The organism is Pseudochelatococcus sp. B33 (genome assembly GCF_053570585.1).
In genome coordinates, this window is sequence record NZ_JBSEFH010000016.1 from 86,694 (window position 1) to 112,516 (window position 25,823).

Below are 25,823 nucleotides of genomic sequence, written 5' to 3' on the forward strand. Positions count from 1 at the left end.
GGTCAGTCCTGTTGGCCGGCCTGCGCCGGGTCGGTTTCCGCGTCGGCGGAGGGGTCGTCGGCCGGATCGTCGGCATTCGGATCGGTGGCCGGATCGCTGGTCTGCGCGCTGCCGGTCTTGGTGACGCGGCGCGGGTCGCTGTCGAGCACCAGCCCGAGCGCGTCGAGCTTGGCGTTGGTCGCGGCGATCTCGGTCAGCACGGCGTCCGGGTTGCGGCCCTGTTTCGCGATCACCTCGGCCAGCGTCATGGTGCCCGACCGGATCGACAGCAGGTTCGCCATTGCATCCTTCTGCGGATCGACCGCCTCGAACTTCGGCGGCGACCATTCGACAGGCACGACCGGCGACGGGATCTGGCCCGCCGCCCATGCGGCTTCGGTGAACCAGCGCCAGACCGGCGCGCAGAACATCGGGATGAAGAGCTGCCACTGCACCGCGTCGATCTGGCGGCGGAACTCCACAAGCCCCGCCCGGATCGAGGAATAGTTGACCTGGCTGAGGTCCCCGGTCAGCAGCTCGTAGGGCACCCGGAAGCCCGCCGAGATCGTGTGCAGGCTCGCCCGCTTGTATTCGCCGTAGCCGCCGGTGGCCGACGGCTGGTTGAAGCGGATGTCCTTGCCGCCGCGCGCATAGGCGATCAGCCCCGGCTCGAACTGCTCCACGCGGTTGCCGTCGGCATCGACCACCGACGGCGCGATGCCCTGTTGCGCCTCGTCGTCACCGAAGACGATGGCGGTCACGCAGGCCTCGGTCTTCTTGCGGACCAGTTCCGCCACCTCGTAATCGTCGAGATCGCGCAAGCTGCGGATCACCGGCGCGCCCCAGGGGACGCCGCGCGCCTGGGTGCGCTGCTTCTCGTAGACATGGGCGATCTCGGTCGCGGGGACCGGGCGGCTCTGCAGGCCGTTCTGCAAGGCGCCATATGCGTCGCCCGGGTGCTCCGCGTGGAGCCAGTAGGCCCGGCGCTTGCCCACCGGGTCGAACTCGATCCCCTGCACCAGACGCCCTGCGCCGAGGACGCCGGACTTGGTGGCGTCGAGGAAGTCGGCCTCCAGCACCTGCAATTGCAGCGGCACCGGCAGACCATCCGACGACCGGCGCAGACGGCGGCGCACAAGCACCTCGCCCGCCTCGACCATCTCGCGGCAGATCAGTGTCTGCAGGCCGTAGAAGTCGAGTTGGCCGTCGGCGTCGCACTCCGCCGTCCAGCGCTCGAACAGCGCGTCGACCTTCCGGTCCAGCTTGTCGTCACCGCTCGCGGCGCGCGGCATGATCCCCGCGCCGATGATGTTGTTGACCAGCACCGCGACGGCCTTGGCCGCATGCGGGTTGTTGCGCACCAGATCGCGCATCCGGTCGCGCAAGAGCGCCCCGGCGACGCCGATCTCGGTGTCGGCCGAGGATCCCGGCGCGCGCCAGCCCTCGGTGCGCCGCCCGCGCGCGGCGCCGTCATAGCCCCGCGTCAGCGTCTCGAACGCCTGACGCGCCATCACCCGGCGAGCGGCCATGCGCGGCGCCACAGTGGCGATGGCGTGGTCGAACCAGTTAGCCGACATCAGCGATCCCCGCGGCTGAAGCTCGCCAGCCCGGCCACCGGCAGCGGCCGGGTCGTTCCCGCGATGGCGCGCTCGATGGTCCGGATGCGCGCCAGCAGGTCCTCGGCCGAGCCATAGTCCACCGACTTGCCGTCGTAGCTCACCCGGGTCGTGCCGCTGGCATAGGCCCGGCGCAGCGCCGAGAGCTCGGTTTCCGTCCAGTCGGTCATCTTCAGAACCATCCTCCGCGCCGTCCGAGCCAGTCGGAGCGGCGCTTGCCCTGCGGGGCCTGTCCCGGCCGGTTGATCTGTCCGGCGGGATCGGTGTCGGTGGGGGCGGCCCCGAGCTGATCCTCGAGATCGCGCCATTTCTCGTCGGGCCAGCGGTCCGCGCCCGCGATCCAGGCGGCGGCGCGGGCGTAGACCCGGCAATCCAGCGCCTCGTTGCGCTCGCGCAGCTTCTGCCATTCCAGCCGGGCAAAGCCGCGCTTGGTGCGCACCGTGACCAGCTGCTCGGCAACGAACTGCTTCAGCCATTCGTTCTCGACCCAGTGCGACAGATGTACCGAGCCGGGCGGGAATGTTGCGCCGTCGGTCATCTCCTCATCGGTCGGGCGCGCCAGCCGCAGGAAGCGGTAGGTTTCGGCCTTGAAGGTCGACACCGCCACGGTCCAGAGCCGCGCCCCGCGACGCAGGCGTTTGCCGCCCTCGGTCGCATCGACGAAGGTCGGCCCCGAGACCGGGCTCGAGCGGTTGAACCCCTCGACGCCTTTGACCGGCGATACCTGCGCGAACCCTTGCGCCCGCGACCAGGAATAGACCGCCGGGGCCTCGTAGCCGGTGTCGATGGCGAGCCGTGCAATCCGCAGATGCGCGCCGCGTTCGTGCGGCCACGACCGGTCGAGCAGCGCGGTCAGCTCCGACCAGGCGTCGTGCCGATCCGGCCCGCCCTCGATGACGACGTGATCGACGAGCCAGGACTCAAGTCCGCGCCCCCAGGCCCAGACATCGACCTCGATCCGGTCCTTCTGCACGTCGGCCCCGGCGGTCAGGAACAGCCCACCCGCCGGAACGGTGCCGGATGTCCAGCGCTCGCGGCGGTCGTAGAGCCGCTGCCAGTCGGGAGCTTCTCCGGTCTCGACCCATGTCTCGCCGAGGATCGTGTTGCGGAACGCCTTGATCGCCTCGTCCGAGCCCTGTGCCGCGTCCCATGCCCGCACGATCCGCTCCCAGCTCAGCCAGCCGATCGGCGAATAGAGCGCCGAGAGGTGATACCCGACCGTGGTCGGATCGGCGGCCGTGGCGGTCGCCCGCCATTCGCCGCCCTCCAGCATCGCCGTCTTGTGGTGCTCCGCGATTGCCGCGTCGCAGCCCTCGCAGTGATACTCCGCCGTCTCCGGGCGGCCCTTCTGCCAGCGCAGCCGGTCGAACTTCAGCCACTGCATCGCACCGCAATGCGGGCACGGCACGAAGAACCGACGCTGGTCGCTGGCCTCGTACTCGCGCTCGATGCGCGACAGCCCCCGGATCGTGGGCGTCGAGACCAGCAGCACCTTGCGCCGATGGGCGAAGGTCAGCGACCGGGCCTCGGCCAGCGTGACCGGGTCGCCTTCCTCGTCGGCCGAGGCCGGATAGGCGTCGACCTCGTCGAGGAAGATGTAGCGCGCCGGGGTCGAGCGCAGCCCGACCGCCGAGTTGGCGCCCGTCATGATCAGGATGCCGCCCGCGAATTCCTTCGACAGCATGGTGTTGCCCGCGTCGCGGGATCGCGCGGGCTTCACCCGCTCCCGCAACTCGGGGCTCTCGTCGATCAGCGGGTCGATCCGCTGGCGCGAGTTGCGCTTGGCCAGTTCCACCGTCGGCTGGACCGCCAGCATCGGCCCCGGCGCCTGGTGGATCGCAAAGCCGATCCAGTTGTTCCCCGCCTCGGTCGCCCCGACCTGCGCGGCCTTCATGAACACGATCCGCTGTGTGGGATCGCCGGGCGAGAGCCGGTCCATGATCTCGCGCATGTAGGGCGTGCGCACTGTGCGATACCGCCCGGGTTCGGCCGAGGCGCGGCCCGAGAGCATCCGATGCCGGTCCGCCCATTCGGACACCGTCAGGTCCGGGTCGGGCCGGAGCCCGTTGCCCCAGGCGCGCAGGATTTCGCCCGCGCCGTCGAAGTCCGTCAGTGCGTCATCATCACCTGAAGTCGGGCCGGACCTCGGCGAGTTCGTCGAGGTGGGCGCGTACATGTTTCTCCAGCACCTTCTGCATCGCGGCTGGCTCCACGGTGATCTGCTGGCCCGTCGCGTCGCTGCACGAGGCCGAGAGCTCGGCCGCCATCAGCGCCGCCGCGCGCGCGGGCCAGTTCACCCATGCGTCCCGTTCCTCCCGCGCCAGCCGGAACACCAGCGACAGCGCGCGGGCCCGCTCGATCAACTCCCCCTTCAGCTTCTGGAGCCGGATGCGCCGCTCCTGCGCCTTCAGCACCTCGTTCGCCGTCTTCGCCTGCAGGAAGGTCGTGCCGCCGCCGACCGCCGGGACCGCCAGCCCCTGTTCGCGCAGGGTGTCTCCAACAGCGGCGACCGCCGCCTCGGGGACGGGCTTCAGCTTCGGCGCGGGCGGCTTGCGGGTCTTCGACGGGTCCGTCGTCTCGGCGCGCCGCGCGTCGCTGGCGGCCGCGTTGATGCTGCCGTCGGGATAGAGGACCAGCCGTTCGGCCGTCTTCGCCTTCTGGATCGCGCCGCGCGATAGCCCGACATGGGCGGCGTACTGGCGCTCGCTCATGCCCTGCATCGACGGCTCCGATTATCATTCAGATTCAAGTGCTTATCGAGTTGATAAGCCTCGCGGACAGAGGGAATGTCACTCCAACGAAGCGATGCAACTCACCCGGAGCCACCACGATGACCACCCGCCTGAACCCGATCACCACCCCGCGTCACGAACTCCGCGCCGAGAAGGCGCGCCGGAACAAGGAAGCCGCGCTCGCGGCCTTCATCGGCAAGAAGGCCGAGATCGACGAGATGCTCGCCCGCCTGCAGGCACTCAGCGACGACCATTTCAACTGCGCCCCCGACGAGGCGGGCTGGGCGATGGTCGGCACCCTCGAACACTACGCCAGCCTTCTGAAGCGCATCACCGACAGCGCCTTCGGCGAGGGCGAACACGCCCGCTGATCTCCGGCACTGCCGGAACTCCCGCCGCGCGCCCTGCGCGGCTCGGGGTCGTAGAAGGCGCCGCATGACGCGGGCCCGAATACGGAGACGACCCCATGACCAAGCTTTCCGATACCCAAGCCATCATCCTCAGCGCCGCCGCACAGCGCGAGGACCGCATCGCTCTGCCGCTGCCCGAGAGCCTGCGCGGCGGCGCTGCCGCCAAGGTGGTCGGCGCGATGCTCGCGAAGAACTTCCTGCAGGAGGTCGACGCCGACATGCGCAATGGCGAGCCCGTCTGGCGCGAGACCGGCGACGGAAACGGCGTCACGCTGGTCGCCACCAACGCAGGCCTCGCCGCCATCGGGATCGAGCCCGAGGACGCGAACGCCGCGCCTGCGGGCGCGACGGACGCGCCGACCGAGGAGCCTGCGCCGGACACCCCCACCGAACCGAAGGCTTCGCCCAAAGCGCGCACGCCGCGCGAGGGCACCAAGCAGGCCACCCTGATCGCCATGCTGCGCGCGCCGGACGGCGCGACCATCGAGGAGATCATGGCCGCGACGGGCTGGCAGTCGCACACGGTGCGCGGCGCGATGGCCGGGGCGCTGAAGAAGAAGCTCGGGCTCGAGGTGACTTCGGAGAAGGTCGAGAACCGAGGGCGGGTCTATAGCCTGCCGCGCGACTAGCGCCGCGCACCACGCCAGTCGAAATGCCGCCGTCCCTCGGGGCGGCGGCTTCTTTGTCTCAAAGCGAAATGTTCCAGTAGTCGAGCACCTTGAGGACATCATCCCGAGGATAGTGCGGGCCAGCGGATGCTAGATCCTTGCGAATGACGGCCTTCCTGCGGTCTGCCGCGTCCTTGATCCGCGCCGAGAACTTGGCCGTGCCGAGAGGGAGCGAGGGCCGATCAGGCTTCGGCCAGCTTTCCGGGTAAGCGCCCCAATCCGACCATTCCGCCACCTGCCGCGCGTTGTCTGCGACCTCCTCATGGTCACAAGACCAACCGTAGAGTTGCAACGCGCATACGCGCAGCATCATCTTTACTTCGGTCATGACGTCCGTGAATGCCTTTAGTGGCGTGGGGAGAAGGACCATGTTCGCCACGCAGGAAAAGAAGCGCCGATCCTGCACCACGGCGTTGCTGATCTGATAAGCAGCATCATCCACACCCCATATATGGCAACATGACCAGTTCGGCCGTTCCCCGGCACGAAGGCCCAATGCGAGCGTCAGTGCCTTGTTCGCGTGAATGTTTCCTTCGAATTTGTGGATGATCGCGCCCGTCTGCCGATTGCGGTTCATCTGCGGCTCGGACCAGTTCGCCTTATAGAACAGGGCTCGTCTCGCGTGTTCTGGATACCAGACGGAAAGATACTCGAATGTTCGCGGATCGACCCATCGCGCAGTCCTCTCGATCAACCCCATCACGTCTCCGAGGCCGAGCTCTCGCCGCAACGCCTCTAGGCCGTCTGGAAGCAAGTCGGCGGCGTCGCTATTTCCTTCTTCCTCTTGGTTCTGCAGCACTACAATCTCGATCCCAAATCTCTGGGCGGCAAAATAGATCAGCCGCCGTCTCCAACTCGGAGAAACCATAGGATCTGAGTGGTATAGCGGCAACTTGGAAACCGCTTCGTGGTGTCGGCCTAACGCTGGTGTTCCTTGTCCATGGCGCATCGGATCGCCTCGAACACCCGCCGCAGGGCGAAGGATCGTGCGATGCTCACCACGGTGAACACCGCGCCCATCTTCAGGTTCTGCGCCAGCGTCGTGTGCAGCCCGAAGATCGGGAAGATCAGGATCTGCGTGACCACCGCGACGCCGTAGCCGACGATCACGTTGGCGACGGACTCGACCAGCGACATGGCACGCGATTGCTTCATGCCGCTGCCTCATCCATCGGCCAGCAATTCAGCCGCCAGAGTTCGCAGCGCATGCGCCGCAACCAAGGGGACCACGCCGTTGCCACAGAGCCGAAGCCGGTCCACCCGGTGGGCCAGCCCATCAGCGCCTCGACGAACAGCGGGTTCAAGGTCCGGCGCGGCTCGGAGGTATCGCTCCCAGCTATCGTCGTCACCAGGACCTGGCGGCCAAGCAGGCCGTTCACCGGTGTGTTCGCCAGTGTGGTTGCCCCATCCTTGTGATCCCGCGCCGTCGGCGTCATCCACATGCGGCTGGCATGGGTCAGATCGGCCGTCTTTCGGTTGCCCGCGCTCGGCTTGCAGCCGTCGTTCGCCATTGGCGTCGGCCAGTCCCGCGCCATGCGGTCCAGACCCTTCTCGTCGCGCCGTTCGCCGCCCCGGCTGTGGAAACTGTCCGTCTGCGGCGTCGGCCACAGCGCAGCCGTCGTCGCGAGGTTCATCCCGTGCTGGCCCGCTGCCTGCGATGGCGTCGGTTTGGTCTGCCGGTTCTCGTTGGCGCTGGCCCTCGCCCTCGGCCATAGGCGCAGCAATTCCGTCCGGTTCCCGCCACTCGAGCGGGTGCCGGAGCAGGCGCGCGGGGTCGGCCAGCTCGTCCCCCTCGCGGATGGCAAGGATGAAGAGCCTCTCGCGCTTGTGAGGCGCGCCGACTTCCGCCGCCGTGAAGAGGCCTGCCGCAAGGCGGTAGCCCATGCGGACCAGTCCGCTGGCGACTTCGGGGAAGCCGAGGCGGAGATGATGGGCGACATTCTCGAGGAACACGAAGGGCGGCTCGATCTCGCCGACGATCCGGGCGACATGGGGCCAGAGGTGGCGCGGGTCGTCCGCGCCCCGGCGCTTGCCCGCGACCGAGAACGGCTGGCACGGATAGCCCGCAGTGACGATATCCACCGCGCCGCGCCACGGGCGGCCGTCGAAGGTGGCAACGTCGTCCCAGAGAGGTGCGCGATCCAGGGACGCGTCTTCCATCCGCGCCACGAGAGTGGCTGCGGCGTAGGTTTCCCGTTCGACATGGCCCACAGCACGATATCCGGGGATGGCGATGGTGAGCCCGAGGTCGAGACCACCTGCGCCGGAACAGAGCGAGAGGCCGAAGAGGCATGCGTCTCCGGCTCCGGAAGCGCGTCCGGAGGAAGGTAAAGCCAGGTCATGCATGTCACGCGGCGGTCTTGCGCTTGCGCGCGGGTTCGGGGGCGGTGTCCGTAGCCAGGGGATCGGCCGGGGGTGCGGCGTCGTCGCCCAGCCGCTCGGTCCTCACTTGCGCGAAGGTCCGGCCATCGCCGTCGAGGATCGCGTCCTTGCCGGTTTCGACCTGCCAGCGCTCCACGGCGACATCGACGTAGGCCGGGCTGATCTCCATTGCGAAGACGCGACGGCCATTGGTCTCGCCCGCCATGATCTGCGAGCCGGAGCCGGAGAACGGCTCGTAGCAGAGGCCGCCCCGCGCCACATGCTGGCGCATCGGGATGCCGAAGGCGTCGAGCGGTTTCGGCGTGGGATGGTCGGGCCGGTCGTCCTTGGCGAAGCTCGGCAGCGTCCATGTGGACGGCAGCGTCTGCTCGGCCACCTTCGGCGGACGGTTCGGACGGCGCCAGCCCATGAAGCAGGGTTCGTGCTTCCACAGGTAATGCGATCGGGTCAGGACGCCCCGGTCCTTCACCCAGATGATCTGCTGATGGACGAAGGCGCCCGCCTTTTCCCAGCAGGCTTCCAGCATCGCCTGGCGACGCGAGGCGTGCCAGCAGTACCAGGCGGCGTCCTCGGCGATGGCCTCGGCGACGGCCGCTGAGATGAAGCCGTCGTAGAGTTCCGCCCCCTGCGAACTGTCGTCCCATGTCGTGCCGTAGGACGCCGACCAGTCCTTGTTCCGGGTCGGGTGGTTCGAGCCATCGTAGTCAACGAGATACGGCGGGTCCGTCGCAAACAGGATCGCCCGCTCGCCGTTCATCAGGCGGCGCACGTCGGCAGCGCTGGTGCTGTCACCACAGAGGAGGCGATGGTCGCCGAGGATCCAGAGATCGCCGGTGCGAGAGGCCGGATTGCGGGGCGGTTCGGGAATGGTCACCGGCGGCACGGAGCCCCCGGCGCCACCTTCTTCACCGTCCCCCTCCGGCACGAAGGCCAGCAGCTTGTCCAACTCGCCGTCGGAGAACCCGACCAGCGACATGTCGAAATCCTCGGCCAGCAGATCGTTCAGTTCCGCCGACAGCAGCGCCTCGTCCCAAGTGCCGAGTTCCGTCAGCTTGTTGTCCGCAATCCGGTAAGCCCGCCGCTGCGCCTCGGTCAGATGCCCGAGGACGATCACCGGCGCTTCGGTCAGCCCGAGCTGCGTCGCGGCCAGCACGCGCCCGTGCCCCGCGATCAGTTCCCCGCCCTCGGCCACGAGGCATGGCACGGTCCAGCCGAACTCGGCCATGCTGGCGGCGATCTTCGCCACCTGGTCCGCGCCATGCGCCTTCGCGTTCTTCGCGTAGGGCTGAAGGCGCGACAGCGGCCACGTCTCGATCGCGTCCGGGGCGAAGCTCAGCGTCATGGTGGGCAAGGTTCCTCGGTCGGGTGGATGCCGGTGGCTTCCGGACTCCGGATGCCGGGCCGGACTCCAAGCGGGGTCCAGCGGCCACCAGCGGTGTCCGGTCGAAAGGCCAGCGTTCATTGGTGTTTGCGCGGGGCGCGCGAGGCTCCGGCTTCCGGGTGGCTTCCCAAAAATCCGGCCCTGTCGCTGGCGATGTCCCGCGCTTCGCCCGCCAGCATACGAATATCGCCAGGAAGGAACCGGAAACTGCCGTGGGCTGGACCCCGGCCGGACCCTCGCTGGATACCGGGGTCCAGAAGGCCCCCATCAACGCAAAGGGGAGAGCGAGCTTTCCAGCGCACTCTCCCCATCTTGCCTTCGGAATAGCACGATCATGTTGCAGATGTCGAAGGAAAAAGTGTTGCAACACATTGGAGTCACTGCGCATTCAGGCGCGCAGCGATCTTGGTCAGCGCCAGCTGCCAGCGACGCCATGCGGTCGTGCGGTCGCACCCCAGCTCGCCGCTGATCTGCTTCCACGGCACGCGGGCGGCACGAGACCAGACCAGCTTGCGCTCCGCCTCCTCGATCCAGAGCACCCAGTCGAAGGTCTGCTCGAGCCGGGTGATCGCGGCGGCCGAGGGCCAGACCCGCATCGGCTGCGGCTCCATCGCCGCGATCTCGCGGCTGGTGCGCACAATGTCGGGCCAGGTGTTGAAGTAGCCCTGCGCCTTCACCGGCGGCAGCTTGCGCAGGGTACGGAACGCCTCCTCGAAATGATCGGCGACGCAGTCGGCGGTCCATTCCCGATCAGCCATGACGCGCCTCCCTGTCGGAAGGGCGCGGGCCATAGAGCTTCTCGCCGAGCTGGCGGACCAGTTCACGCTCGGGCCAGGTGAGGCGGTCGTCATCGGCGGAGACCGCGAGGACGCCCTGTTCGTGCCAGCCCTCGCGCTTGACCTGTTCGGGATCCCGGCGTCGGCCGCCGTAGCCGTGGGGATGCCATCTCATGCGACACCTCCCTTCGTCTCGATCGCCCAGAGCAGGATGGCGATGGCGTCGGCCTCGTTGTCGTCGGCCGGGCTGAAGCCGCGGGCGCGGACGGCGGCAACCATGGCGGCCTTGTCGGCGTTGCCCCTGCCAGCGGCGTGGCGTTTGATCGTGCCGACCGGAACGCCCTCGTAGGGCACGCCGCGCAGCTCGGCCCATGCGGTCAGCGTGGCCATGAGCCCGCCGTAGATGTGGCTCGCGTCGGTGCCTGCGTGGCGTCGGACTTCCTCGAACCAGATGGCGGCGACGGGCCCGGACAGCCGGTCGATCTCGGTCAGCCAGTTGGTGAAGCGCAGGTAGCGCATGCCGCCGCCGTCGAAGCGGCCGGGGCGCAGCGAGACGGTGCCGCTGGTAATCAGGCCGTCATGGCCGCGGATCGCCCAGCCGGTCGAGGTGCCGAGGTCGAGCGCGAGGATGCAGCGGTTGCGGGGGGTGTCGAGCGGCAGCGATTCAAACCTTGCGCCGTCGCAATTCGGGATCAGAGTCGGCTGAGCCATGATGGGTCTCCTTTGCCGGTGGCCTATGGTGGTGGAAGACGACGGCGGTCTGGTGCTTGGCGGTACGGGGCCGCCGTCGTCGGATCGGAAAGCACAACAGACCGTCACGGCGGCGCGCGCGGCTGGCCCGGACGTATGGGAGGAGTGGCCAACCCTGTGGGGTGGCCCTCCCATACGTAGTATGGGGGTTTGACACCTAACTGTTCCGGGGAGGACAAGTGGCTGAAATCATTGCGGAATAAGACTTCATGAAGTCTTCGGGCATGAGTTAGGGACCTAACTCTTATTTGCCCGTAACCCTTTGATTTGATTAATTGCACAGTTGGCGCTGTCATATGAGTCAGGCCTCACTCATATGAGTGAGGTCGTCCTCCAGCCCCTCCGGGTAGACCCAGACGGCGGGGTTTTCGACCTGCAGGCAGAGCCCGGATTGGGGGCATTTGAAGTGGCTGGGCAGGACCGGACGGGCGCTTGTGGCGACCTCGCCGGTGTCCGGATCGACCTCCTCGACGGGCGCGCCGAACTGCATGCCCTCGACGCAGAGGTAGCCGAACCGCGACCGGGTGATAGGGAAGCCGAACCCCGAGGGGTCGCGCAGGAACTTCACGAAGCCCTTGGTCGCCAGCACGCTCAGGCGCTCGCGGATGGTGTGCTTGCTGCCCAGACCTCCCCGGTTCTCGAAGGTCTCGGCGAACTGCATGGCGGTGTAGAGGCGCTCGCTGGCCGCCTCATCCAGCAGCATGCCGAGGATGACATCGTGCTTGCGCAGCCGCTCGGCGTCGAGTTTCGCGCCGACCTCCTTGCGCACCAGACGCTCGTTCAGCGGGTTCAGCTCGACCCACTCGCCCTTCACCTTGTCGATGAGCTTGCCCGGCAGCGCGGGGCCGTTCCGAAGCTCGATCTCCAGCCTGCGGACACTGCTGTCTTCGTCGGGCCGGTGCATGAGCAGCCCCGAGGTGTAGAAGCCGCGCAGCGCGCTGGCGCCGGAGAGCGCAAGGAAGGGATCGTCCTTGACCTGGTGCTTGCTGGCCTTGCGGGTGTGGTGGGCGAGGATGACGCCCGCGTCCGGATTGACCGCCTCGCGCAGGAGTTCGACCCGGTCCTTCAGGAAGAACATCATGGCGGTGTTGTCGTTCTCACCGCCGCCCTCGGGGCCACCGTCGAAGAGGTTGCGGATCGGGTCGATGACGATGATGTCGGGCGGCGCGTCGGGGAATGCGGCCCGGATCGCCTCGGCAACGCGGGTGACGCCCTCCGCGTCGAGCAGCAGCTTCAGCTTCGGTGTGGCGATGAAGGTGTCGCGCGCGGCGGCGATCACGGTGGCGGGCAGCGCGATCTGCTGCATGCGCTCGCGCAGGTAGTGATACTGGATCTCGGCCTGCAGGTAGAACACGCGCAGCGGCCGGGGCGGAGTGAAGCCGAGGAACGGCACGCCTGCCGCCATGTGCACGAGCCAGGAGATCAGGAAGTCGCTCTTGCCGACCTTGGGCGCGCCGCCCAGCACCAGGAGACCGCCCGGGGTCAGCACGCGGGGGCCGATGATGTCCTCGGGCATTGGACTGGTGTCGTCGAGCAGCGCGCCGAGGCTGAAGGTCGGCAGCGGGCTGGCCGGGGTATTGGCGTGGGCCGCGCGCAGGAGCGGCGGACCGTTGCGCTTCACATGCAGCGCCCATAGGCGTTCGGACTCGGCCATCAGCCGATCGAGCGGCCAGGACGGGCGCAGCATGGCGGCGTTGTAGCCGCAGATCGCCTCCCAGCCTGCGAAGGGGTCGAGGCGCCCCTCGTGCACCAGGCGCACGTAATGGCCGATGGCGGCGCTGGCCCCCTGGAACCGCGACCAGTCGTCGACCGCGCCTTCGCGCACCGGCGTGGTGAGCACCGCGTCGATGCCGGGCTTCGATGCTGGTGTGGCAACGTCGCTGGCGAAGCCCACGCCGGGCAGCGGCGGCATCTCGGCGACTTGTTCGGCGAAATCCGCAAGATCCACCTCGACGTCGCGATGTTCGCGGATCTGCACGAGGCGTTGATGGCCGTGCTTGTGATAGACGGTCCCGGGCACCCGGATCGGCTGATGGGCGGAGCGGAAATGCGTGTCGCCGCCGACCTTCACGGCGATCTCGCCGCGCAGGCGGCAGAGGGTGACCAGATCCTCGCCCTCGGCGGGTTCGGTCAGTTGCCACCAGACATGGAGCTTCGCCGCGCCCTCGGGCGTGCGCCCGCCGCTTTCGATGATGAGCGTCGGCGCGCCGAGGTGGCGGGTGACATGGTCCAGCTTGGCCGGGATGTCGCCCGCGTCGAGATCGACCACGATGGCCTGCATCTGCAGCACGTCAGCGGCGCGGGCCTGGCCCTGTTCCTCGACCGTGCCGGGGATGACATAAACCGCAGCGCCTTCACGGTTGGCCCACGCGGCAAAGGTCGCGAGTTTCCCTGGTGCGCTGTCGTCGGCCGCGATCCAGATATTGTGCGGCTTGCCGTCCCGGCCCTGACCCTTGTCGACGAAGCCGCGGAGCGGGATCAGCCCCTCGCACCAGCTGAACACTGCGTCGAGGAAGACGGCGATCTGCTCGGGGTCGGCGTCGCAGCCGAAGGGGTTCTCGGACGGCGGCCCGTCGTTGAAGTCCATCCAAGGGTTGAAATGCAGGACGCCGTCGTCGCTCATGCCGGCAGCCCCCAGCAGCGCTCGGACCAGGGGCAGAAGCGGCATTCGAAGAAATCAGGCGTGGTGGCGACGCGCGGCAGAAGCTCGCCCGCATCGGTCGCCTGCAGGATCCGCACGCCCCGGTCGGACATGCGCTGCGCGAGATCGGCGTCGAAAGGCACCAGCTGATGGTGCATCTCGGCCGTGTCCTTGTTGATCGCGGTGAACACGGCTGGCGCGGCGCTGATGCCGGGCACGCTGGTTTCCATGTAGGCCTGATAGACCGCGATCTGGGCGGCGTAGACCGGCTTCGACTTGGTCACGCCGTCCTTCACGCAGGCGCGCCAGTTCTTCGCGTTCATCGTCTTGCATTCCCAGAGCGCGGGAACGGCCAAACCGAAGCCTTCAGGCCCGGCCGCGATGATGCCGTCGACATGACCGCGGATGCGCCCGCCCGCGACGGAGAAGCCGAACTGGCCGCCATCGGGGCGGTTGCCCTTGCGGGTGTAGAGGTCAAAGCCCGCGCCGCGCAGCCAGGCGACGGCCAGATCCTCGAGCGCATGGCCTATGGCGAAGATGCGCAGCGACTGGCCCGAGAAGTCCTGGCCCTCGTCCTTCGGCGTCGCCGTGAACTCGAACTGCAGGGCGCGCTCGCAGGCATGGCCGAGACGCGAGCCGCCGAGGTAGTCGCGGGGCGGCCGCGTCGTCTGATCGGCGGTGAGCGCCAGATCGACGGCGGCGTTGACCTGCTCCGCGAAACTGGGCCGATGATTGTAATCGAGTGTCAAAACGGCACCTCCGGCGTCTGCGCTCGGGCGATGTCGGACATGGCCTCGCGGAAGCCCTCGACGGCTTCCTCGATCAGCGCGCGCACCTGCGCCTCGGTCAGATCTGAAAGCAGAGTGGCCCAGCCGATCTCGTCCATCAGCAGCGCCACGCGCTTCATGGTGGCGGTGATCGCGGCGCGCTCTTCCTCGGTCAGGTCAACCATGGCGAAACGCTCCCTGGCCAAGCGCGTCCAGAAGGACTGGCAGGGCATCGAGCAGAACCAGACCGAAGGCCGGGGTTGCTTCGACCGGTGCGAATCGAACCAGCCAAAACCACGGGTGGTTTGCCGGCAGACAGCACAGAGCGTCCCACGCGGATGCCAGAGCCGCCGCCGGTCCTCGGCGGTGATGAGGGTGGATGTGGGCATGGGTCATGCCGCCCTCCGTTCGGGAGAGGCCGCCGTGTCGATCAGCTGGCGGATAGCGCGTTTGTTGAAGCCGAAGGTCATCAGCGCCGAGGCGCGGTAGCGCGTCAGGCCGAAGTCGTGCCGGCACTCGGGCGGCAGGTACTGCAGCTGCTTTTCCGTGGGCGGCTGGCGCAGCCAAGAGCGGGTCTTGAAGGCGCTTTCGTCGGTCTCGTGGGTGTTCAACCAGTCGTCGGCCTGCGCGAGGCAGACCGTGCGTTCGCCAACACCCAACAGGTGGGGGCGTTCGCCCTTCGCGCCGCCGATGGCGTACCAGACCCCGTCCAGCCAGAAGATGCCGCCCCAGGCCGCGAAGCCCGTGGCCATCAGCGCGTCGTCCGTGCCGTAGAGGTCGACCCAGGCGAAGCTGGACCGCTTCAGCAGGTCGATTTCCGTCATCATGAAGCCCGACAGCGGCGCGGCACCGCCACCTTCACCGGTCTCTCCGTCCTCCCGCGGGAACGCCTCGCCGCAGAGCGGGCATTCGGTGGCGGCCAGCGGGATCTCCGCCTCGCAAGCCGGACAGGTCTTGGTGGGGGCCTCACCGGTCTCGGTCTTGCCGTCCAGATCGACATCCTGTTCCAGCGTGCCGTGGATCAGGCTCGATGTCCCGAAATCCAGCACGATGCAGTCGGTCTTGACGATGCCGGGGTGTTCTTCGGGATCCACCGTGCGCAGGCCCCGCCCGACCATTTGGATCATGGTCGACTTGTAGGAACTGGGCCGCAGCAGCACGACGCAGGAGGTGGGCGGATGGTCCCAGCCCTCGGTCAGCACCGCCACGTTGACCACGACGCGGATGTCGCCCGCCGCGTAGTCGGCGAGGATCGCCTTGCGAGTCTCGGCCGCCAGATCGCCGTGGATCAGCGCGGCGGAAACGCCCGCCGCCCTGAAGGCGTCGGTGACGTGTTCGGCATGCGCGACAGTGGAGCAGAACACCACGGTCTGCCGGTCGCCCGCCTTCTCCTTCCAGTGGCGGATCACCTCGTCGGTGACGGGGGCGCGGTCCATGATGCCCGCCACCTCCGCCATGTCGAAATCCGACATGGTCTTGCGGACCGAGCGCAGTTCGTCCTGCACGCCCACGTCGATGACGAAGGTGCGCGGCGGCACCAGGTGGCCTGAGGCGATCAGCTCGCCCAGCCGCACCTGATCGGCGACATTGTCGAAGACCTCGCGCAGACCTTTCTTGTCGCCCCGGTTCGGCGTCGCCGTGACCCCGAAGATGCGGGCGTCGGGATTGGCCTCGCGCACCCGGTCGATGATGCGGCGATAGCTGTCGGCGACGGCATGGTGCGCCTCGTCGACGACCAGCAGGTCGAGACGCGGCATGTCGGCGAGGTTCGAAGCCCGCGCCAGCGTCGGCACCATGGCGAAGGCGACCTGGCCGCCCCAGGACTTCTCCGTGGCGTCGATGACCGAGGTGGCGACGCCAGGCACCACGCGCTGGAACTTGGCGCGGTTCTGCGCCGTCAACTCGTCGCGATGGGCGAGCACGCAGGCCTTGGCCCCGTCGCCGATCATCTCGCCGGTGACCGCCGAGAGCATGATGGTCTTGCCCGCGCCGGTGGGCGCCACGCCCAGCGTGTTGCCGCGGGAAGCGAGCGCAGCCACGCTGCGCTCGACGAAGGTCTTCTGGCGGGGGCGAAGGCGCATGGCCGGTCTCCCCTTACTGCGCCCAGCTCGGCCGACCGGCGGCGCCGGGGGCGGACGCGGGCTGGCTGGGCTGGGTGGCCGTGGTGGGCTGCTGCGGGGCGTGGCCCTGCGCCGGGGCGGCGGAGACCTGCGGCGCGACCGTGCCCATCAGCGCGGCGTAATCGCGATGGTCGGGGGTGACGGCGGCGCGGATCTCGTTCTTGTCCTCGCCGTTGGTGTCGGTGCCGATGTCGATGCGGGCGACGAACTCGACGCCGTCGAGATCGCCGAAGCCGTTGATGCGACGGCGCGCCTGCGCCTCCGGCGAGTTGTCCTTGTCCGACACGCCGCGCGCCGAGTTGAGGATGCCGCGGATCAGGCCGCGCCCCATGTTGGCCCAGTCCGGACCCTTGGGGCTGTAGAGGCCGATCAGCGACCAGACCTTGCGGCGGGCATAGGGCCCCTCGAGCACCGTGTATTCGGCGTCGAGATAGACGGCGCCGGTGGCGGCGCGGCGCGCCCAGCCGCCGGTCCAGCCCTGCGAGGGGTCGTCGAAGCCACCGGGGCGGAGCGTCAGGCGCACCTTGGCGAGCGTGCCCTTGGGGATGACGTTGGTGTTGGATTGAGCGGAGTTGAAGTCGTTCCAGGGTCCGGACATTGCGCGGCTCCTTTCAGTTGGAGGGTGGGACGCGCAGCGGCGTCAGAAAGGGAAAGCCACCCGGGCGACCTGATCGGGACACCGGGCGTGGTGAGAGGCGCTCAGCCATGGTCGGGCTCCTGCGCGGGGGCGGGATCGGTGGGCGTCACCGGCGGCCAGGTCAGGCGTTCGGAGGCAGGCGCCGCGGGGCGCTGGATCTTCTCCATCAGCCTTCCGAGATGTGGGGCCTCGACCCTGTCGAGGCGGCCCGAGCGGTCCTTTGCCGGAAAGCCCCAGGGGTTCAGCGTCTGGCAGACGAAGGCGCGCTGCGGCTGGCCGCCCGGGTCCGGGATGTCGGCCATGGTGATGACCTGATCGACGATCCCCGGCAGCTCGAGCCCGGTCTTCGAGCCGTCGATCTGCGGCTGGAAAACCTTGCGATTGAAGTCGTCGAGCCGTTCGTCGAGGATCCCGACGAACCAGACATGCTTGCCGCGCGTGTGCTGCAGGTGGGTCAGCCAGCCGATCATCTCGCGGCCATGCAGCCCGTAGGCTCCGCGGATGTCGGGCTTGCCGGTCTTCTCGGAGAACGCCTCGGGCTGGCCGCGGCACCACTGGAAGCAGAGCCGCCCCGCCACGGTGATCGAGTCGATGAAGACGGTCTGGTACTTCCCGATCACCGCCGGATCGCCGTAGCGCCCGCAGACCTCGTCGAAATGCGCCTGGCTGTAGGGCTGCTCGTCGCGCAGCGCCGGGTTCGGCCCGCCGATGAACACCGCGAAATCGCGGCATTCCTTCCAGGTGCGGGGCCGGAGCGTGTCGATCTCCAGCCCCTCGACCGCCAGATCCCCGGCCTCGAGATCGAGGAAGAGCGTGGTCGAGGCGTTCAGCGTCCAGAGCAGGCTGGTCTTGCCAATGCCGGACCGGCCGAAGATGACACCCTTGATCCCCTTGCGCTGTGCGAGCCGTTCGTCGGCGCCGATGATGGGAAGGGCCATCAGTGGCCCTCCTTCTTCATCACCGCCATAGCGGCGCGATCTGCGCCGATACACCCGGCCTCGCGGGCGAGCTTGTAGAGGCGCTTCAGCGCGTCTGCGCGGCGGTAGGCGACTGTGCTCTCGCGCTCCGCCTCCACGATGGCGAAGGCGATCTCGTCGACGGTCGCCTCGATGACAGGCAGCGGCTCGCGCGGCTCGTCACCGGCTCGCTGCGGGAAGGCGATGGTTTCGGGGAGGTCTTCGAGGGCGTAGCTCGCCTTGCGAAGACGGGTGATGTCGTCCGGCTGGTCCGGCATGGCGGTTCTCCGTGGGATGATGTGATCGAGGAGGCGCATCAGGCGGCCTCCCGGACGTCGGGCGCGGGCTCGGCGACGTAGATCGCCAGCAGCGGCGTCCCGTCGGCATGGGCGCCGGCGTCCTCAATCTGATAGTTGCGGTTGGGCTCGCAGACCTCGGTCAGCTCCCAGCGGCGATAGAGCCCTGGAAGACGCCTGAAATCCTCAAGCGACAGATCGGCAGTGCGGTTCATGCGTGTCTGCTTTCGGTTGGAGGGAAGGCGCTCGGGGCGCTCGAATGGGAAAAGCCACCGGCGGCACCGGATCGGGACATCGGTTCAGGGGATTTCCTGGAGGGCGTCGTGCAGCCGGCGCATCGCGCGCTGATACCGCTTGCGGGCGGCGGCCTCGGTCAGCCCCAGTTCGACGGCGACCTCGGCTTGCGAGAAACCCTCGATCGCCACGCGGATCACCAGCAGGGCGTCGTCGCCGAGCAGCTTCCGCACGGCGCCGTTCAGCCGCGCGTACCCGGTTGCGCCGATCCCGCTGTCGCCGCTGTCCGCCACCTCGTCGGGGTCGGCGCCACTGGCGAGATGTTCGCGCGCCATGTCGCGCTGGCGCACGCGGATCATGTCGCGCTCGACATTGCGCAGGACCGTGGCCGCGATCCAGTTGACGCGCCCGAGGTCGAGGCCGCGGACCGCCTCAGTGGTGCGCGCCAACACGTCGGACGCGACCTCGTCGGCGGTGCCGAGCCTGCGCCAGATCGACCGGCGCCGGATGGCGTCGAGGCCGGGCCAGAGCGCCAACAGCAGGAGAGTCAGCGCGCAGTCAGACGTGCGCCCGTCGCCCTGCGCCGCCCTGACGAGCGCGGAGAGGATCACGTTCTTCTGGCCCTGATCGCCGGGGGTGCTATGCAGCCCGTCCAGCAGGGCCGCTGGATCCCGGAACGGTGCGAGGGCGGCCTGCGCACGCCTGACGGCGTCGAAACTGCGCTGGAAGTGAAGGTTGGAGGAAGATTGCATGAGGTGATCACGGATCTCGTGCCACGCGAAGGACATCGGACGCCTGCCTTGCGGCCAGGCGTCCGGCGCCTTCTCGTGGCCAGGTCAGGACGTCGCGCGTCTCTGCGATTTCAGGGGGTTGGGTGGATGCGCGCGTCAGCGCGCGGGCGCGGTCGCGTGGTTCAGCGTGCCGCAGCCGCGGCAGGTGGCCTGAACCGGAAAGCCCACGAGATACTCGTGCCCCCGCGCGAAGCGCAGGTGCATGCGGCCGTCCCGGCAGACGCCGAGCAGCTTGTCACAGCGCGTGCAGCGCCATTCCGAGTTGGAGGTGGTGGGCTTGGTGCTCAGCGGGCTGTGCGATGAACGCGCTCGAGCTTGAAGTGGGTAGGCCATCTGGAGGCTCCTTTGTTGAGAGGAGCCTTCTCAGATCACGGGGAATCAGAGTGGGTCAGACAGCCAAACCTAGCTGAAACCTAGTCGGATGAGCATTTAGCGTGCGATGCGCCACGACCCTCGTCCCCCACTCTCGATGAACTTGGGGTGTAGGTCCTTCCATAAAGCGGTGCCGTATACCTGCCTTGGATGATCCATGCCTTCACCGCAGATGTCGCCTGTCGGCACGGCCAAGCCGCCCGCGTTCGCGGCGTCCACCATTAAGCGCGTCGCATCGACCCGCGTCTTGCCGTTCACGACAATCTCGCCTTTCCCGGGAACGACAAGTTTGGCAAGGGTAGCACCCACCTGCAAAAGCCGCGCGCGCTCGCCTGCTGCGGCGAGAGCCCGACCGGCAAGAAATTCGGTCTTCAAAAGCTCTGCATCAGCTTCTTTGCCTGGACCCAAGCAAGAAGTAATGGGAACAACAACATGACTGCCAAGACACTGGAAGGGCGACACACCTGTTGCCAAGACCACGCCCTGGGGCAAATCAGGCATCCGGCGCAACGCCGTATCGACTTCCGCACAAACCTCTCCATTGTCGAGGTTACGGGCGATCCACACCGGGATAGTTACACCTTCGATCTCAACGCTGCCGACCCGCCAGAGATTTTTTGTTTCGGAAACGCGCCGCCCTGTGCGCTTGACAAATGTCATCGCAGACAGGATTTCATGCAGTATTTCGTCGGTGCGAATTTCGTATTGCTCGACCACCTTACGCGGGAGAGTGGGACCTTCACGTTTCTCTGAGTCGACTGCAACGACGCTTCCATCTGCCTTCAGGACTGCATCATCACCCACATTCCAAAGTTCGTCCTCTAAAAGGACAATATCTGCGAGCCCGCGACGGACAATAATGCTGGCCTTGTTCAATAGAGCGATGTCTCCCCCGAGACCTTCGATCATGTCCGCCTCGACGGGCCCCGGGGCGTGGTCCAGCAAACGAAGGATATTCGGCATGGCAGTGCTCATCTCAGCGCCCGAGAGTGACTGATATTTTTCAACCACTTTCCAATGCTCCAGAAGAGCATTTGCAATTGAGATGCGCTCCCTCTGCCTGAGGCCCGCGACCGTCGAGCGGTTTTTCCCTGACAAGGCAAAGGTAAAGCTTGACGCACGCTCCCTCCCGTGCGGCTGGTAAGTCACATGAATTACGACCCGTACTATCCTGCCAGCCCCTGGCAGTCCCCGAACCGCGGCCAAGAGCCTTTTCGCGAAGGGACGCATGTCGTCCTTCGGTCCGCATTTTGCAGAGAAAGTCTGTCCCTTGATCCCAGCAGTTATGGAAGCTTCGATGACAGTAGTTGCGAGAACGCGTCCTTTCAGATGTGCCGGAATGTCGAGCTCCACTGTCTCGCGAAACCGCCAAAGATTATAGACCTCCCAGCTCAGTGGTCGGGTCAACAGGTCTACATTCAAAACCTTCTTCGCAAAAGTTTCACCCAGCACACGGCGAGCAACCGGATCTTGAGCGCATACCTCGATCATGCCGCGAGAGGGGGTGTAGCTAATCAGGAATTCGTCGACTGGTTGATAATCTAGTGGCCTTGGTTCTTGTCCCGTTTTCCACTCGCGAACACGCACATTTTGGCCGCCACTCATCACGAGTAATATGATTCTATCACTTCGGGGGTCTGCACTGAGGTCGTTCCAAGCATAGACTTTGCAGCCGTCGACCAGTCCAAGCTGCGACTCAATTTCCTGTTCAAGTGTGTCGCACTCTATGTCGTCAGTTGACAGTCGAATTGGAAGATCGACAAAGCGCCCTTCATAAAAACGACCAGTTTCCCGGAACCTCTGGAAACGCCAGGTTCGATCAACTTCGACAAAAACGGATGGGGCTTCGATCCATCTTAATAGTGCTCTATTGAGGCCACCAACAGTATCTCGATACCGCGTAATAAATTCGTCGCTCAGCCGCTCCTCTACGATACGAAGAGCTAAGCGGTCTGGGACGTCCTCTGACTGATCCAGAATCTCGGAAGCTGCCTGTTCAATTTGAAAGGAAGCAGCCGCTGACTTGCGCCGAATCTCCGAAACTGCGGTTTCGACCGCCCCCTCCGTTTGGCCGACAACGCCCAATCCCAGACTAGTGAAGTCGGGATGTGAGAGAAATTTGCCAACCAGTGCGGGAGCCGCTTCCTTGATGAGCAGCTCAAGACTTGGATTATTTTCAGCGCTTCGTTTTGCCAAGACAGTTCCAACCTACGCGATTCACAGCGGACAAGATCTTCGAACGCTAGTCTATTCGGCCAGAGCACACTGGCAACGGTCTTGTCCCGTTCCGCGCAGCCGGGTGGCTTTTGATCGGTAGCGACAGCACCGAACAGGTTTCCCCTCGACATGAAACGACCGAACCCACTCCCGCCCGACCAGATGACGCCCGCAGAGCGCCGTACTGAGCTGTGCGGCCTGCTGGCGCTCGGCCTGGTTCGGCTACGGATGCGGGATGGGGGCGAAGTATCTGAGGATACTGGAGAACGTTGCCTACACTATCCGCCCGACCAATGCCGTCATGCAACTCCAACTCGCCGGAGAAATGCATGAACAAGCCCGATCCCATCCCCGCGCGCCTGGCCGCGCTCAAGAACACGCCGACGCCCGACCTGAAGCAACAGTGGCGCGACCTGTTCGAAAGCGAGCCGCCACCATTCAATCGGCGCTACCTCGAGTCCCGCCTAGCCTACCGCATCCAGGAACTCGCCTACGGCGGGCTGAAGCCAGAGACGATCCGGCGGCTGGAGCGGCTGGGCGAGGAACTGGACGGCGGCGACCGATCCAAGCGCGGCATCCGCGCCGATCGCAACCGCCCCATCACGGGCACGCGCCTCCTGCGCGAATGGCAGGGTGTCGAGCAGATCGTCACCGTCACGGCCGACGGCTTCGAATGGCAGGGGCGGCCCTACAAGTCACTGTCCGCTATCGCTCGGGCGATCACCGGCACGCGCTGGAACGGCTGGGTCTTCTTCGGCCTCAAGAACCACAGGGCGCGGTCATGACGAAGCCGCCCGAGAAATCGAAGGTCGTCCGCAAGCTGCGGTGCGCGGTCTACACCCGGAAATCCTCCGAGGAAGGGCTGGAGCAGGAGTTTAACAGCCTCCACGCCCAGCGTGAGGCCTGCGAGGCGTACATCGCCAGCCAGCGCTCCGAGGGCTGGGTGCTGGTCCGCGATCAGTATGACGACGGCGGCATCTCCGGTGGCACGCTGGAGCGCCCCGGATTGAAGCGGCTGCTGGAGGACATCGAGGACGGGCTGGTCGACGTGGTCGTGGTCTACAAGATCGACCGCCTCAGCCGCTCGCTGGCCGACTTCGCCAAGCTGGTGGAGGTGTTCGACCGGAACGGCGTGACTTTCGTCTCGGTCACGCAGTCGTTCAACACGACCACGTCGATGGGGCGGCTGACGCTGAACATCCTTCTCAGCTTCGCCCAGTTCGAGCGGGAGGTGACAGCCGAACGCATCCGCGACAAGGTCGCCGCCAGTCGGAAGAAGGGCATGTGGATGGGCGGGGTGCCGCCCTACGGCTATAGGGTCGAGAACCGGAAGCTGGTCATTGACGAAGAGGCCGCCGCGCATGTGCGTTGGATCTTCGCCCGCTTCCTCGAGATCGGGTCCTGCACGGAACTGGCGCGGGAGGTCGGCAACCGCGGCATCCGCACCCCACGCGGCAATCGGATCGACAAGAAATACATCTACCGGATGCTCAGCAACCGCGCCTACATCGGCGAGGCGGTCCACAAGGGTGAGAGCTATCCCGGCGAGCACGACGCGATCATCGACCGCGAGACGTGGGACAAGGTTCACACCATCCTGCAGGAGAGCCCTCGGAAACGCGCTGCCCGCACCCGCGCCGACACGCCCGCGCTGCTGAAGGGGCTGCTGTTCGGTCCCGATGGCGCCGCGTTCTCACCGACGCACACGCGCAAGGGCGACAGGCTCTACCGCTATTACGTGAGCCAGACTGTGCTGAAGCACGGTGCCGGGTCGTGCCCGGTCGGCCGCGTCCCCGCGGGCGAGATCGAGGCCGCCGTAATCGACCAGTTGCGCGCCATGTTCCGCCAGCCCGAGATCGTGGTGGGGACGTGGAAGGAGGCGCGCGACCACGCCGACGACATCACGGAGGCCGACGCCCGCGCAGCGCTTCAGCATCTCGACCCGCTGTGGGACGAACTCTTCCCCGCAGAGCAGGCCCGCATCGTGGCGCTGCTGGTCGAGCGCGTGGACATCGGCACGGAAGGCCTGAACGTGCGGCTCCGCGTCGATGGCCTTGGCGGCCTCGCGCGCGAGATGCTGGCTGGAGACATGGGAGCGGCTGCATGACCCGCGGCAAGCCGATCCCCGAGACCATGACGCTCCACGTTCCGTTTCGCATCGTGAAACGCGGCGGGCGGAAGGAGATGCAGATGCCCGACCATGTCCGACCAGAGCGCACGCCGGACAGCACGCTGGTCAAGGCGCTGGCCCGCGCGTTCCGCTGGAAGCGGATGCTGGAGTCGGGCGAGTTCGCCACCATCGCCGAACTGGCCGAGCGAGAGGGGATCGCTGCACCATACCTTACGAGGACGATGCGCCTGTCGCATCTGTCCCCAGACCTGGTTGAGTCGATCCTCGAAGGACGTCAGCCGCGTCACCTGACGCTCGAAGTCCTGCGGCAACCTCTGCCGGAAGACTGGACCGAGCAGAAGCGTGCGCTTGGCGCACCTGCGACACCACAAGATCTGCGGTGAAACAGGGGATTCACGTCGGAACCAAGGCATGTTACCGTCAAAGAAAAGGGGCAGGCATGAGCGTAGTATTCACGGTTGGCTATGAGGGAACCGACATTGATCGGTTCGTCCGGACGCTGAAAGCGGCTGGCGTCGAAAGGTTGGCCGATGTTCGCGCGGTCGCTGCATCGCGCAAGGCCGGTTTCTCGAAAACCAAGCTGGCCGCGCGTCTTGCCGACGAAGGCATCGAGTATTCGCATTTCATCGCCCTTGGCGATCCCAAGCCCGGCCGCGAAGCAGCCCGGGCCGGAGATTTTGATCTGTTTCGTTCTATTTACGGCGCGCATATCGAAACGACCCCAGCGCAAGAATCGCTGCGGGAATTGATCGATTTCGTTCAGGATGCGCCGACTTGCCTGCTCTGTTTCGAGCGCGATCCGGAAACCTGCCACAGGACAATCGTCGTGCACGAAGTGATCGAAGAGACGGGCTTCGAGGTATTCAATCTGTTCGCTGATGATCCGGAGCGATATGTCCGTCACGCTGCAAAACTGCCGCGTTTCCATTCTGGTGAAGGCCTTACCGCAGCGTAGCGCCAACCACGGGGAAACTGTCTGCTGCGCCGGGGTGACAGCCCGTGGCGAATTCAAGCGCCTGTTCCCAATCCGATTTCGGCATCTTTCCGACGGCGCTGCGTTCAAGCGCTGGGACTGGGTCGATTTCAAGTTCAGGCCGCCGACCAGTGATCGTCGTGCGGAGAGCTGCCATGTGATGGAAGACAGCATCACAGTGAACGGCAGCATGTCGCCGAAGGATCGAGCGTCGTTTCTCAGCCCGCTCGTGTCTGCCTCCATCAAGGAAGCCGAGGCGGCTGGCAGGTCGCTCGCGCTGATCCGGCCGCGAAACACCCGATTCTTCTACAAGGCCAAGAAGCCGGATGAGATCGAACAGGAACGGCGACTGTATGCGGAGGCCGCGCGCCAGGGGTCGTTCTTCGATGAGCAACTGAAGGCGCTCGAGCCCAGTCCCTATGATTTTCGCTTCAAGTTCGAAGATGCCACGGGCCCCCACGACTGCGCGAATGGCGATTGGGAAGCCCACGCCATGTTCTTCAACGGCCGTCGGAGGGAGGGATCTGACCAGGCTGCGCTTGACTGGATGAGCAAGACCTTCAACGAGGAATACCCTCGGAAAGGCATGTTGTTCTGTGTCGGCAACATGGCCAAGCGCCATCATACATGGCAGTTGCTCGGTGTTCTCCGCGTGGATGACACTGGTCAGACGTCGCTGTTCTGAAAATCGTATGGCCATTGTTGTCCATCCTGGCGCAGACAGGAGCCGAGGACTGCGGGTGCAAGCCGCCATTCGGCTTGCTTCATCATGCACTTGCGGTTTAGTCTGCACGCGTAAACGGCGGTTCTGTCAGCTCATTTTCGCAGGGCGTTCGGCAAGTCCGTCGCCGCCTGACAGGACATAGAATTGATGACAGCCGCGACCGCGATCCCTACCACCTTGCCTGCCCACCGGCCGTCTGCGGTCGAACGCCCGCATGCCTTGCTCCGCATGTCGCGCGCGGGGCATCACGGGTGCGGTGCAGTAGCGGGT

29 protein-coding genes and 1 pseudogene are annotated in these 25,823 nt (G+C 66.4%); 7 read left to right on the forward strand and 23 right to left on the reverse strand.

Features of this window, described 5'->3' with window-relative positions; translation table 11 throughout:
• Positions 1-2: 2 nt before the first annotated feature.
• Genes ACUSIJ_RS18270 through ACUSIJ_RS18285 form a run of 4 tightly spaced genes read right to left on the reverse strand, consistent with a single transcriptional unit; the run spans position 3 to position 4,315 of the window.
• Positions 3-1,556, reverse strand: coding sequence for a phage portal protein (locus ACUSIJ_RS18270; RefSeq protein ID WP_449309846.1), 1,554 nt, complete (start codon positions 1,554-1,556; stop codon positions 3-5).
• A complete protein-coding gene (locus tag ACUSIJ_RS18275) occupies positions 1,556-1,765 on the reverse strand; it encodes a phage head-tail joining protein (RefSeq protein ID WP_035036272.1) in 210 nt (69 codons plus the stop codon). The genes ACUSIJ_RS18270 and ACUSIJ_RS18275 overlap by 1 nt, the downstream gene beginning before the upstream one ends.
• Before the next feature lie 2 nt (positions 1,766-1,767).
• A complete protein-coding gene (locus ACUSIJ_RS18280) occupies positions 1,768-3,771 on the reverse strand; it encodes a phage terminase large subunit family protein (protein WP_449309847.1) in 2,004 nt (667 codons plus the stop codon).
• Positions 3,719-4,315, reverse strand: coding sequence for a hypothetical protein (locus ACUSIJ_RS18285; RefSeq protein WP_449309848.1), 597 nt, complete (start codon positions 4,313-4,315; stop codon positions 3,719-3,721). The genes ACUSIJ_RS18280 and ACUSIJ_RS18285 overlap by 53 nt, the downstream gene beginning before the upstream one ends.
• A gap of 110 nt (positions 4,316-4,425) precedes the next feature.
• Here ACUSIJ_RS18285 and ACUSIJ_RS18290 point away from each other — a divergent pair, with 110 nt between their 5' ends.
• Both ACUSIJ_RS18290 and ACUSIJ_RS18295 read left to right on the forward strand, forming a co-directional pair.
• The gene (locus ACUSIJ_RS18290; RefSeq protein WP_036751164.1) at positions 4,426-4,698 is read left to right on the forward strand and encodes a hypothetical protein; all 273 of its coding nucleotides are present in this window, start codon (positions 4,426-4,428) and stop codon (positions 4,696-4,698) included.
• 95 nt (positions 4,699-4,793) lie between these two features.
• Positions 4,794-5,366, forward strand: coding sequence for a DUF3489 domain-containing protein (locus ACUSIJ_RS18295; RefSeq protein WP_036751167.1), 573 nt, complete (start codon positions 4,794-4,796; stop codon positions 5,364-5,366).
• Positions 5,367-5,424: 58 nt separating this feature from the next.
• Here ACUSIJ_RS18295 and ACUSIJ_RS18300 read toward each other — a convergent pair whose 3' ends face one another.
• The 19 genes and pseudogenes from ACUSIJ_RS18300 to ACUSIJ_RS18390 all read right to left on the reverse strand — a co-directional run bounded on the left by ACUSIJ_RS18300 (position 5,425) and on the right by ACUSIJ_RS18390 (position 21,704).
• Positions 5,425-6,204: a hypothetical protein gene (locus ACUSIJ_RS18300; RefSeq protein WP_243700128.1), complete on the reverse strand. Its 780-nt coding sequence runs from the start codon at positions 6,202-6,204 to the stop codon at positions 5,425-5,427.
• A 119-nt stretch (positions 6,205-6,323) separates the two neighbouring features.
• Entirely contained in the window at positions 6,324-6,560 is a 237-nt protein-coding gene (locus tag ACUSIJ_RS18305; RefSeq protein WP_036751169.1) for a DUF7220 family protein, read from the reverse strand.
• Positions 6,557-7,039, reverse strand: coding sequence for a hypothetical protein (locus ACUSIJ_RS18310; protein WP_052095741.1), 483 nt, complete (start codon positions 7,037-7,039; stop codon positions 6,557-6,559). Before ACUSIJ_RS18310 ends, ACUSIJ_RS18305 begins: the two co-directional genes overlap by 4 nt.
• A gap of 205 nt (positions 7,040-7,244) precedes the next feature.
• Positions 7,245-7,751: pseudogene (locus ACUSIJ_RS18315) on the reverse strand (DNA cytosine methyltransferase); the annotation flags it as partial.
• 1 nt (position 7,752) lies between these two features.
• Positions 7,753-9,129 (reverse strand): site-specific DNA-methyltransferase, encoded by a 1,377-nt coding sequence (locus ACUSIJ_RS18320; RefSeq protein WP_449309849.1) that lies wholly within the window; start codon positions 9,127-9,129, stop codon positions 7,753-7,755.
• Between the two features lie 416 nt (positions 9,130-9,545).
• Complete coding sequence (locus tag ACUSIJ_RS18325; RefSeq protein WP_018303644.1) at positions 9,546-9,926, reverse strand: DUF6362 family protein; 381 nt, start codon at positions 9,924-9,926, stop codon at positions 9,546-9,548.
• A complete protein-coding gene (locus ACUSIJ_RS18330; RefSeq protein ID WP_018303645.1) occupies positions 9,919-10,119 on the reverse strand; it encodes a hypothetical protein in 201 nt (66 codons plus the stop codon). The genes ACUSIJ_RS18325 and ACUSIJ_RS18330 overlap by 8 nt, the downstream gene beginning before the upstream one ends.
• Positions 10,116-10,655, reverse strand: coding sequence for a hypothetical protein (locus ACUSIJ_RS18335; RefSeq protein ID WP_449309850.1), 540 nt, complete (start codon positions 10,653-10,655; stop codon positions 10,116-10,118). The genes ACUSIJ_RS18330 and ACUSIJ_RS18335 overlap by 4 nt, the downstream gene beginning before the upstream one ends.
• Before the next feature lie 340 nt (positions 10,656-10,995).
• Positions 10,996-13,362 carry an AAA family ATPase gene (locus ACUSIJ_RS18340; RefSeq protein WP_449309851.1) on the reverse strand — a complete coding sequence of 789 codons (2,367 nt, stop codon included), beginning with the start codon at positions 13,360-13,362 and terminating at the stop codon, positions 10,996-10,998.
• Complete coding sequence (locus tag ACUSIJ_RS18345; protein WP_449309852.1) at positions 13,314-14,084, reverse strand: hypothetical protein; 771 nt, start codon at positions 14,082-14,084, stop codon at positions 13,314-13,316. The genes ACUSIJ_RS18340 and ACUSIJ_RS18345 overlap by 49 nt, the downstream gene beginning before the upstream one ends.
• On the reverse strand, positions 14,081-14,491 hold the full coding sequence (locus tag ACUSIJ_RS18350; RefSeq protein ID WP_449309853.1) for a DUF6511 domain-containing protein: 411 nt from the start codon (positions 14,489-14,491) through the stop codon (positions 14,081-14,083). The genes ACUSIJ_RS18345 and ACUSIJ_RS18350 overlap by 4 nt, the downstream gene beginning before the upstream one ends.
• Before the next feature lie 3 nt (positions 14,492-14,494).
• The gene (locus ACUSIJ_RS18355) at positions 14,495-16,183 is read right to left on the reverse strand and encodes a DEAD/DEAH box helicase (RefSeq protein ID WP_449309854.1); all 1,689 of its coding nucleotides are present in this window, start codon (positions 16,181-16,183) and stop codon (positions 14,495-14,497) included.
• 13 nt (positions 16,184-16,196) lie between these two features.
• Positions 16,197-16,820 (reverse strand): hypothetical protein, encoded by a 624-nt coding sequence (locus ACUSIJ_RS18360; RefSeq protein ID WP_449309855.1) that lies wholly within the window; start codon positions 16,818-16,820, stop codon positions 16,197-16,199.
• A 101-nt stretch (positions 16,821-16,921) separates the two neighbouring features.
• The gene (locus tag ACUSIJ_RS18365; RefSeq protein WP_449309856.1) at positions 16,922-17,797 is read right to left on the reverse strand and encodes an ATP-binding protein; all 876 of its coding nucleotides are present in this window, start codon (positions 17,795-17,797) and stop codon (positions 16,922-16,924) included.
• Positions 17,797-18,093: a hypothetical protein gene (locus ACUSIJ_RS18370; RefSeq protein WP_449309857.1), complete on the reverse strand. Its 297-nt coding sequence runs from the start codon at positions 18,091-18,093 to the stop codon at positions 17,797-17,799. Before ACUSIJ_RS18370 ends, ACUSIJ_RS18365 begins: the two co-directional genes overlap by 1 nt.
• A 38-nt stretch (positions 18,094-18,131) precedes the next feature.
• Entirely contained in the window at positions 18,132-18,326 is a 195-nt protein-coding gene (locus tag ACUSIJ_RS18375; RefSeq protein ID WP_018303655.1) for a hypothetical protein, read from the reverse strand.
• Between the two features lie 84 nt (positions 18,327-18,410).
• A complete protein-coding gene (locus ACUSIJ_RS18380) occupies positions 18,411-19,133 on the reverse strand; it encodes an RNA polymerase sigma factor (RefSeq protein ID WP_449309858.1) in 723 nt (240 codons plus the stop codon).
• Between the two features lie 99 nt (positions 19,134-19,232).
• Positions 19,233-19,469 (reverse strand): hypothetical protein, encoded by a 237-nt coding sequence (locus ACUSIJ_RS18385; protein WP_449309859.1) that lies wholly within the window; start codon positions 19,467-19,469, stop codon positions 19,233-19,235.
• Between the two features lie 96 nt (positions 19,470-19,565).
• The gene (locus ACUSIJ_RS18390; RefSeq protein ID WP_449309860.1) at positions 19,566-21,704 is read right to left on the reverse strand and encodes a hypothetical protein; all 2,139 of its coding nucleotides are present in this window, start codon (positions 21,702-21,704) and stop codon (positions 19,566-19,568) included.
• Positions 21,705-22,054: 350 nt separating this feature from the next.
• Here ACUSIJ_RS18390 and ACUSIJ_RS18395 point away from each other — a divergent pair, with 350 nt between their 5' ends.
• From ACUSIJ_RS18395 to ACUSIJ_RS18415, 5 genes are read left to right on the forward strand one after another with little or no spacing between them, the layout of a single operon-like run.
• Positions 22,055-22,510, forward strand: coding sequence for a DUF2924 domain-containing protein (locus ACUSIJ_RS18395; RefSeq protein WP_449309861.1), 456 nt, complete (start codon positions 22,055-22,057; stop codon positions 22,508-22,510).
• The gene (locus ACUSIJ_RS18400; protein WP_449309862.1) at positions 22,507-23,832 is read left to right on the forward strand and encodes a recombinase family protein; all 1,326 of its coding nucleotides are present in this window, start codon (positions 22,507-22,509) and stop codon (positions 23,830-23,832) included. Before ACUSIJ_RS18395 ends, ACUSIJ_RS18400 begins: the two co-directional genes overlap by 4 nt.
• Entirely contained in the window at positions 23,829-24,239 is a 411-nt protein-coding gene (locus ACUSIJ_RS18405; protein ID WP_449309863.1) for a hypothetical protein, read from the forward strand. The genes ACUSIJ_RS18400 and ACUSIJ_RS18405 overlap by 4 nt, the downstream gene beginning before the upstream one ends.
• A 56-nt stretch (positions 24,240-24,295) precedes the next feature.
• Positions 24,296-24,811: a DUF488 domain-containing protein gene (locus ACUSIJ_RS18410; RefSeq protein ID WP_449309864.1), complete on the forward strand. Its 516-nt coding sequence runs from the start codon at positions 24,296-24,298 to the stop codon at positions 24,809-24,811.
• Positions 24,750-25,514 carry a hypothetical protein gene (locus ACUSIJ_RS18415; protein ID WP_449309865.1) on the forward strand — a complete coding sequence of 255 codons (765 nt, stop codon included), beginning with the start codon at positions 24,750-24,752 and terminating at the stop codon, positions 25,512-25,514. The genes ACUSIJ_RS18410 and ACUSIJ_RS18415 overlap by 62 nt, the downstream gene beginning before the upstream one ends.
• Positions 25,515-25,823 lie beyond the last annotated feature (309 nt).

What these genes read in the sequence shown, in the direction of transcription:
- ACUSIJ_RS18370 (WP_449309857.1), bottom strand. Translation starts at nt 18,093, where the DNA reads ATGCCGGACCAGCCGGACGACATCACCCGTCTTCGCAAGGCGAGCTAC.
- ACUSIJ_RS18340 (WP_449309851.1), bottom strand. Translation starts at nt 13,362, where the DNA reads ATGCCGCTTCTGCCCCTGGTCCGAGCGCTGCTGGGGGCTGCCGGCATG.
- ACUSIJ_RS18395 (WP_449309861.1), top strand. Translation starts at nt 22,055, where the DNA reads ATGAACAAGCCCGATCCCATCCCCGCGCGCCTGGCCGCGCTCAAGAAC.
- ACUSIJ_RS18285 (WP_449309848.1), bottom strand. Translation starts at nt 4,315, where the DNA reads ATGCAGGGCATGAGCGAGCGCCAGTACGCCGCCCATGTCGGGCTATCG.
- ACUSIJ_RS18325 (WP_018303644.1), bottom strand. Translation starts at nt 9,926, where the DNA reads ATGGCTGATCGGGAATGGACCGCCGACTGCGTCGCCGATCATTTCGAG.
- ACUSIJ_RS18365 (WP_449309856.1), bottom strand. Translation starts at nt 17,797, where the DNA reads ATGGCCCTTCCCATCATCGGCGCCGACGAACGGCTCGCACAGCGCAAG.
- ACUSIJ_RS18290 (WP_036751164.1), top strand. Translation starts at nt 4,426, where the DNA reads ATGACCACCCGCCTGAACCCGATCACCACCCCGCGTCACGAACTCCGC.
- ACUSIJ_RS18415 (WP_449309865.1), top strand. Translation starts at nt 24,750, where the DNA reads ATGTCCGTCACGCTGCAAAACTGCCGCGTTTCCATTCTGGTGAAGGCC.
- ACUSIJ_RS18410 (WP_449309864.1), top strand. Translation starts at nt 24,296, where the DNA reads ATGAGCGTAGTATTCACGGTTGGCTATGAGGGAACCGACATTGATCGG.
- ACUSIJ_RS18275 (WP_035036272.1), bottom strand. Translation starts at nt 1,765, where the DNA reads ATGACCGACTGGACGGAAACCGAGCTCTCGGCGCTGCGCCGGGCCTAT.
- ACUSIJ_RS18355 (WP_449309854.1), bottom strand. Translation starts at nt 16,183, where the DNA reads ATGCGCCTTCGCCCCCGCCAGAAGACCTTCGTCGAGCGCAGCGTGGCT.
- ACUSIJ_RS18280 (WP_449309847.1), bottom strand. Translation starts at nt 3,771, where the DNA reads ATGTACGCGCCCACCTCGACGAACTCGCCGAGGTCCGGCCCGACTTCA.
- ACUSIJ_RS18310 (WP_052095741.1), bottom strand. Translation starts at nt 7,039, where the DNA reads ATGAACCTCGCGACGACGGCTGCGCTGTGGCCGACGCCGCAGACGGAC.
- ACUSIJ_RS18295 (WP_036751167.1), top strand. Translation starts at nt 4,794, where the DNA reads ATGACCAAGCTTTCCGATACCCAAGCCATCATCCTCAGCGCCGCCGCA.
- ACUSIJ_RS18350 (WP_449309853.1), bottom strand. Translation starts at nt 14,491, where the DNA reads ATGCCCACATCCACCCTCATCACCGCCGAGGACCGGCGGCGGCTCTGG.
- ACUSIJ_RS18320 (WP_449309849.1), bottom strand. Translation starts at nt 9,129, where the DNA reads ATGACGCTGAGCTTCGCCCCGGACGCGATCGAGACGTGGCCGCTGTCG.
- ACUSIJ_RS18330 (WP_018303645.1), bottom strand. Translation starts at nt 10,119, where the DNA reads ATGAGATGGCATCCCCACGGCTACGGCGGCCGACGCCGGGATCCCGAA.
- ACUSIJ_RS18400 (WP_449309862.1), top strand. Translation starts at nt 22,507, where the DNA reads ATGACGAAGCCGCCCGAGAAATCGAAGGTCGTCCGCAAGCTGCGGTGC.
- ACUSIJ_RS18375 (WP_018303655.1), bottom strand. Translation starts at nt 18,326, where the DNA reads ATGAACCGCACTGCCGATCTGTCGCTTGAGGATTTCAGGCGTCTTCCA.
- ACUSIJ_RS18360 (WP_449309855.1), bottom strand. Translation starts at nt 16,820, where the DNA reads ATGTCCGGACCCTGGAACGACTTCAACTCCGCTCAATCCAACACCAAC.
- ACUSIJ_RS18380 (WP_449309858.1), bottom strand. Translation starts at nt 19,133, where the DNA reads ATGTCCTTCGCGTGGCACGAGATCCGTGATCACCTCATGCAATCTTCC.
- ACUSIJ_RS18385 (WP_449309859.1), bottom strand. Translation starts at nt 19,469, where the DNA reads ATGGCCTACCCACTTCAAGCTCGAGCGCGTTCATCGCACAGCCCGCTG.
- ACUSIJ_RS18305 (WP_036751169.1), bottom strand. Translation starts at nt 6,560, where the DNA reads ATGAAGCAATCGCGTGCCATGTCGCTGGTCGAGTCCGTCGCCAACGTG.
- ACUSIJ_RS18405 (WP_449309863.1), top strand. Translation starts at nt 23,829, where the DNA reads ATGACCCGCGGCAAGCCGATCCCCGAGACCATGACGCTCCACGTTCCG.
- ACUSIJ_RS18270 (WP_449309846.1), bottom strand. Translation starts at nt 1,556, where the DNA reads ATGTCGGCTAACTGGTTCGACCACGCCATCGCCACTGTGGCGCCGCGC.
- ACUSIJ_RS18335 (WP_449309850.1), bottom strand. Translation starts at nt 10,655, where the DNA reads ATGGCTCAGCCGACTCTGATCCCGAATTGCGACGGCGCAAGGTTTGAA.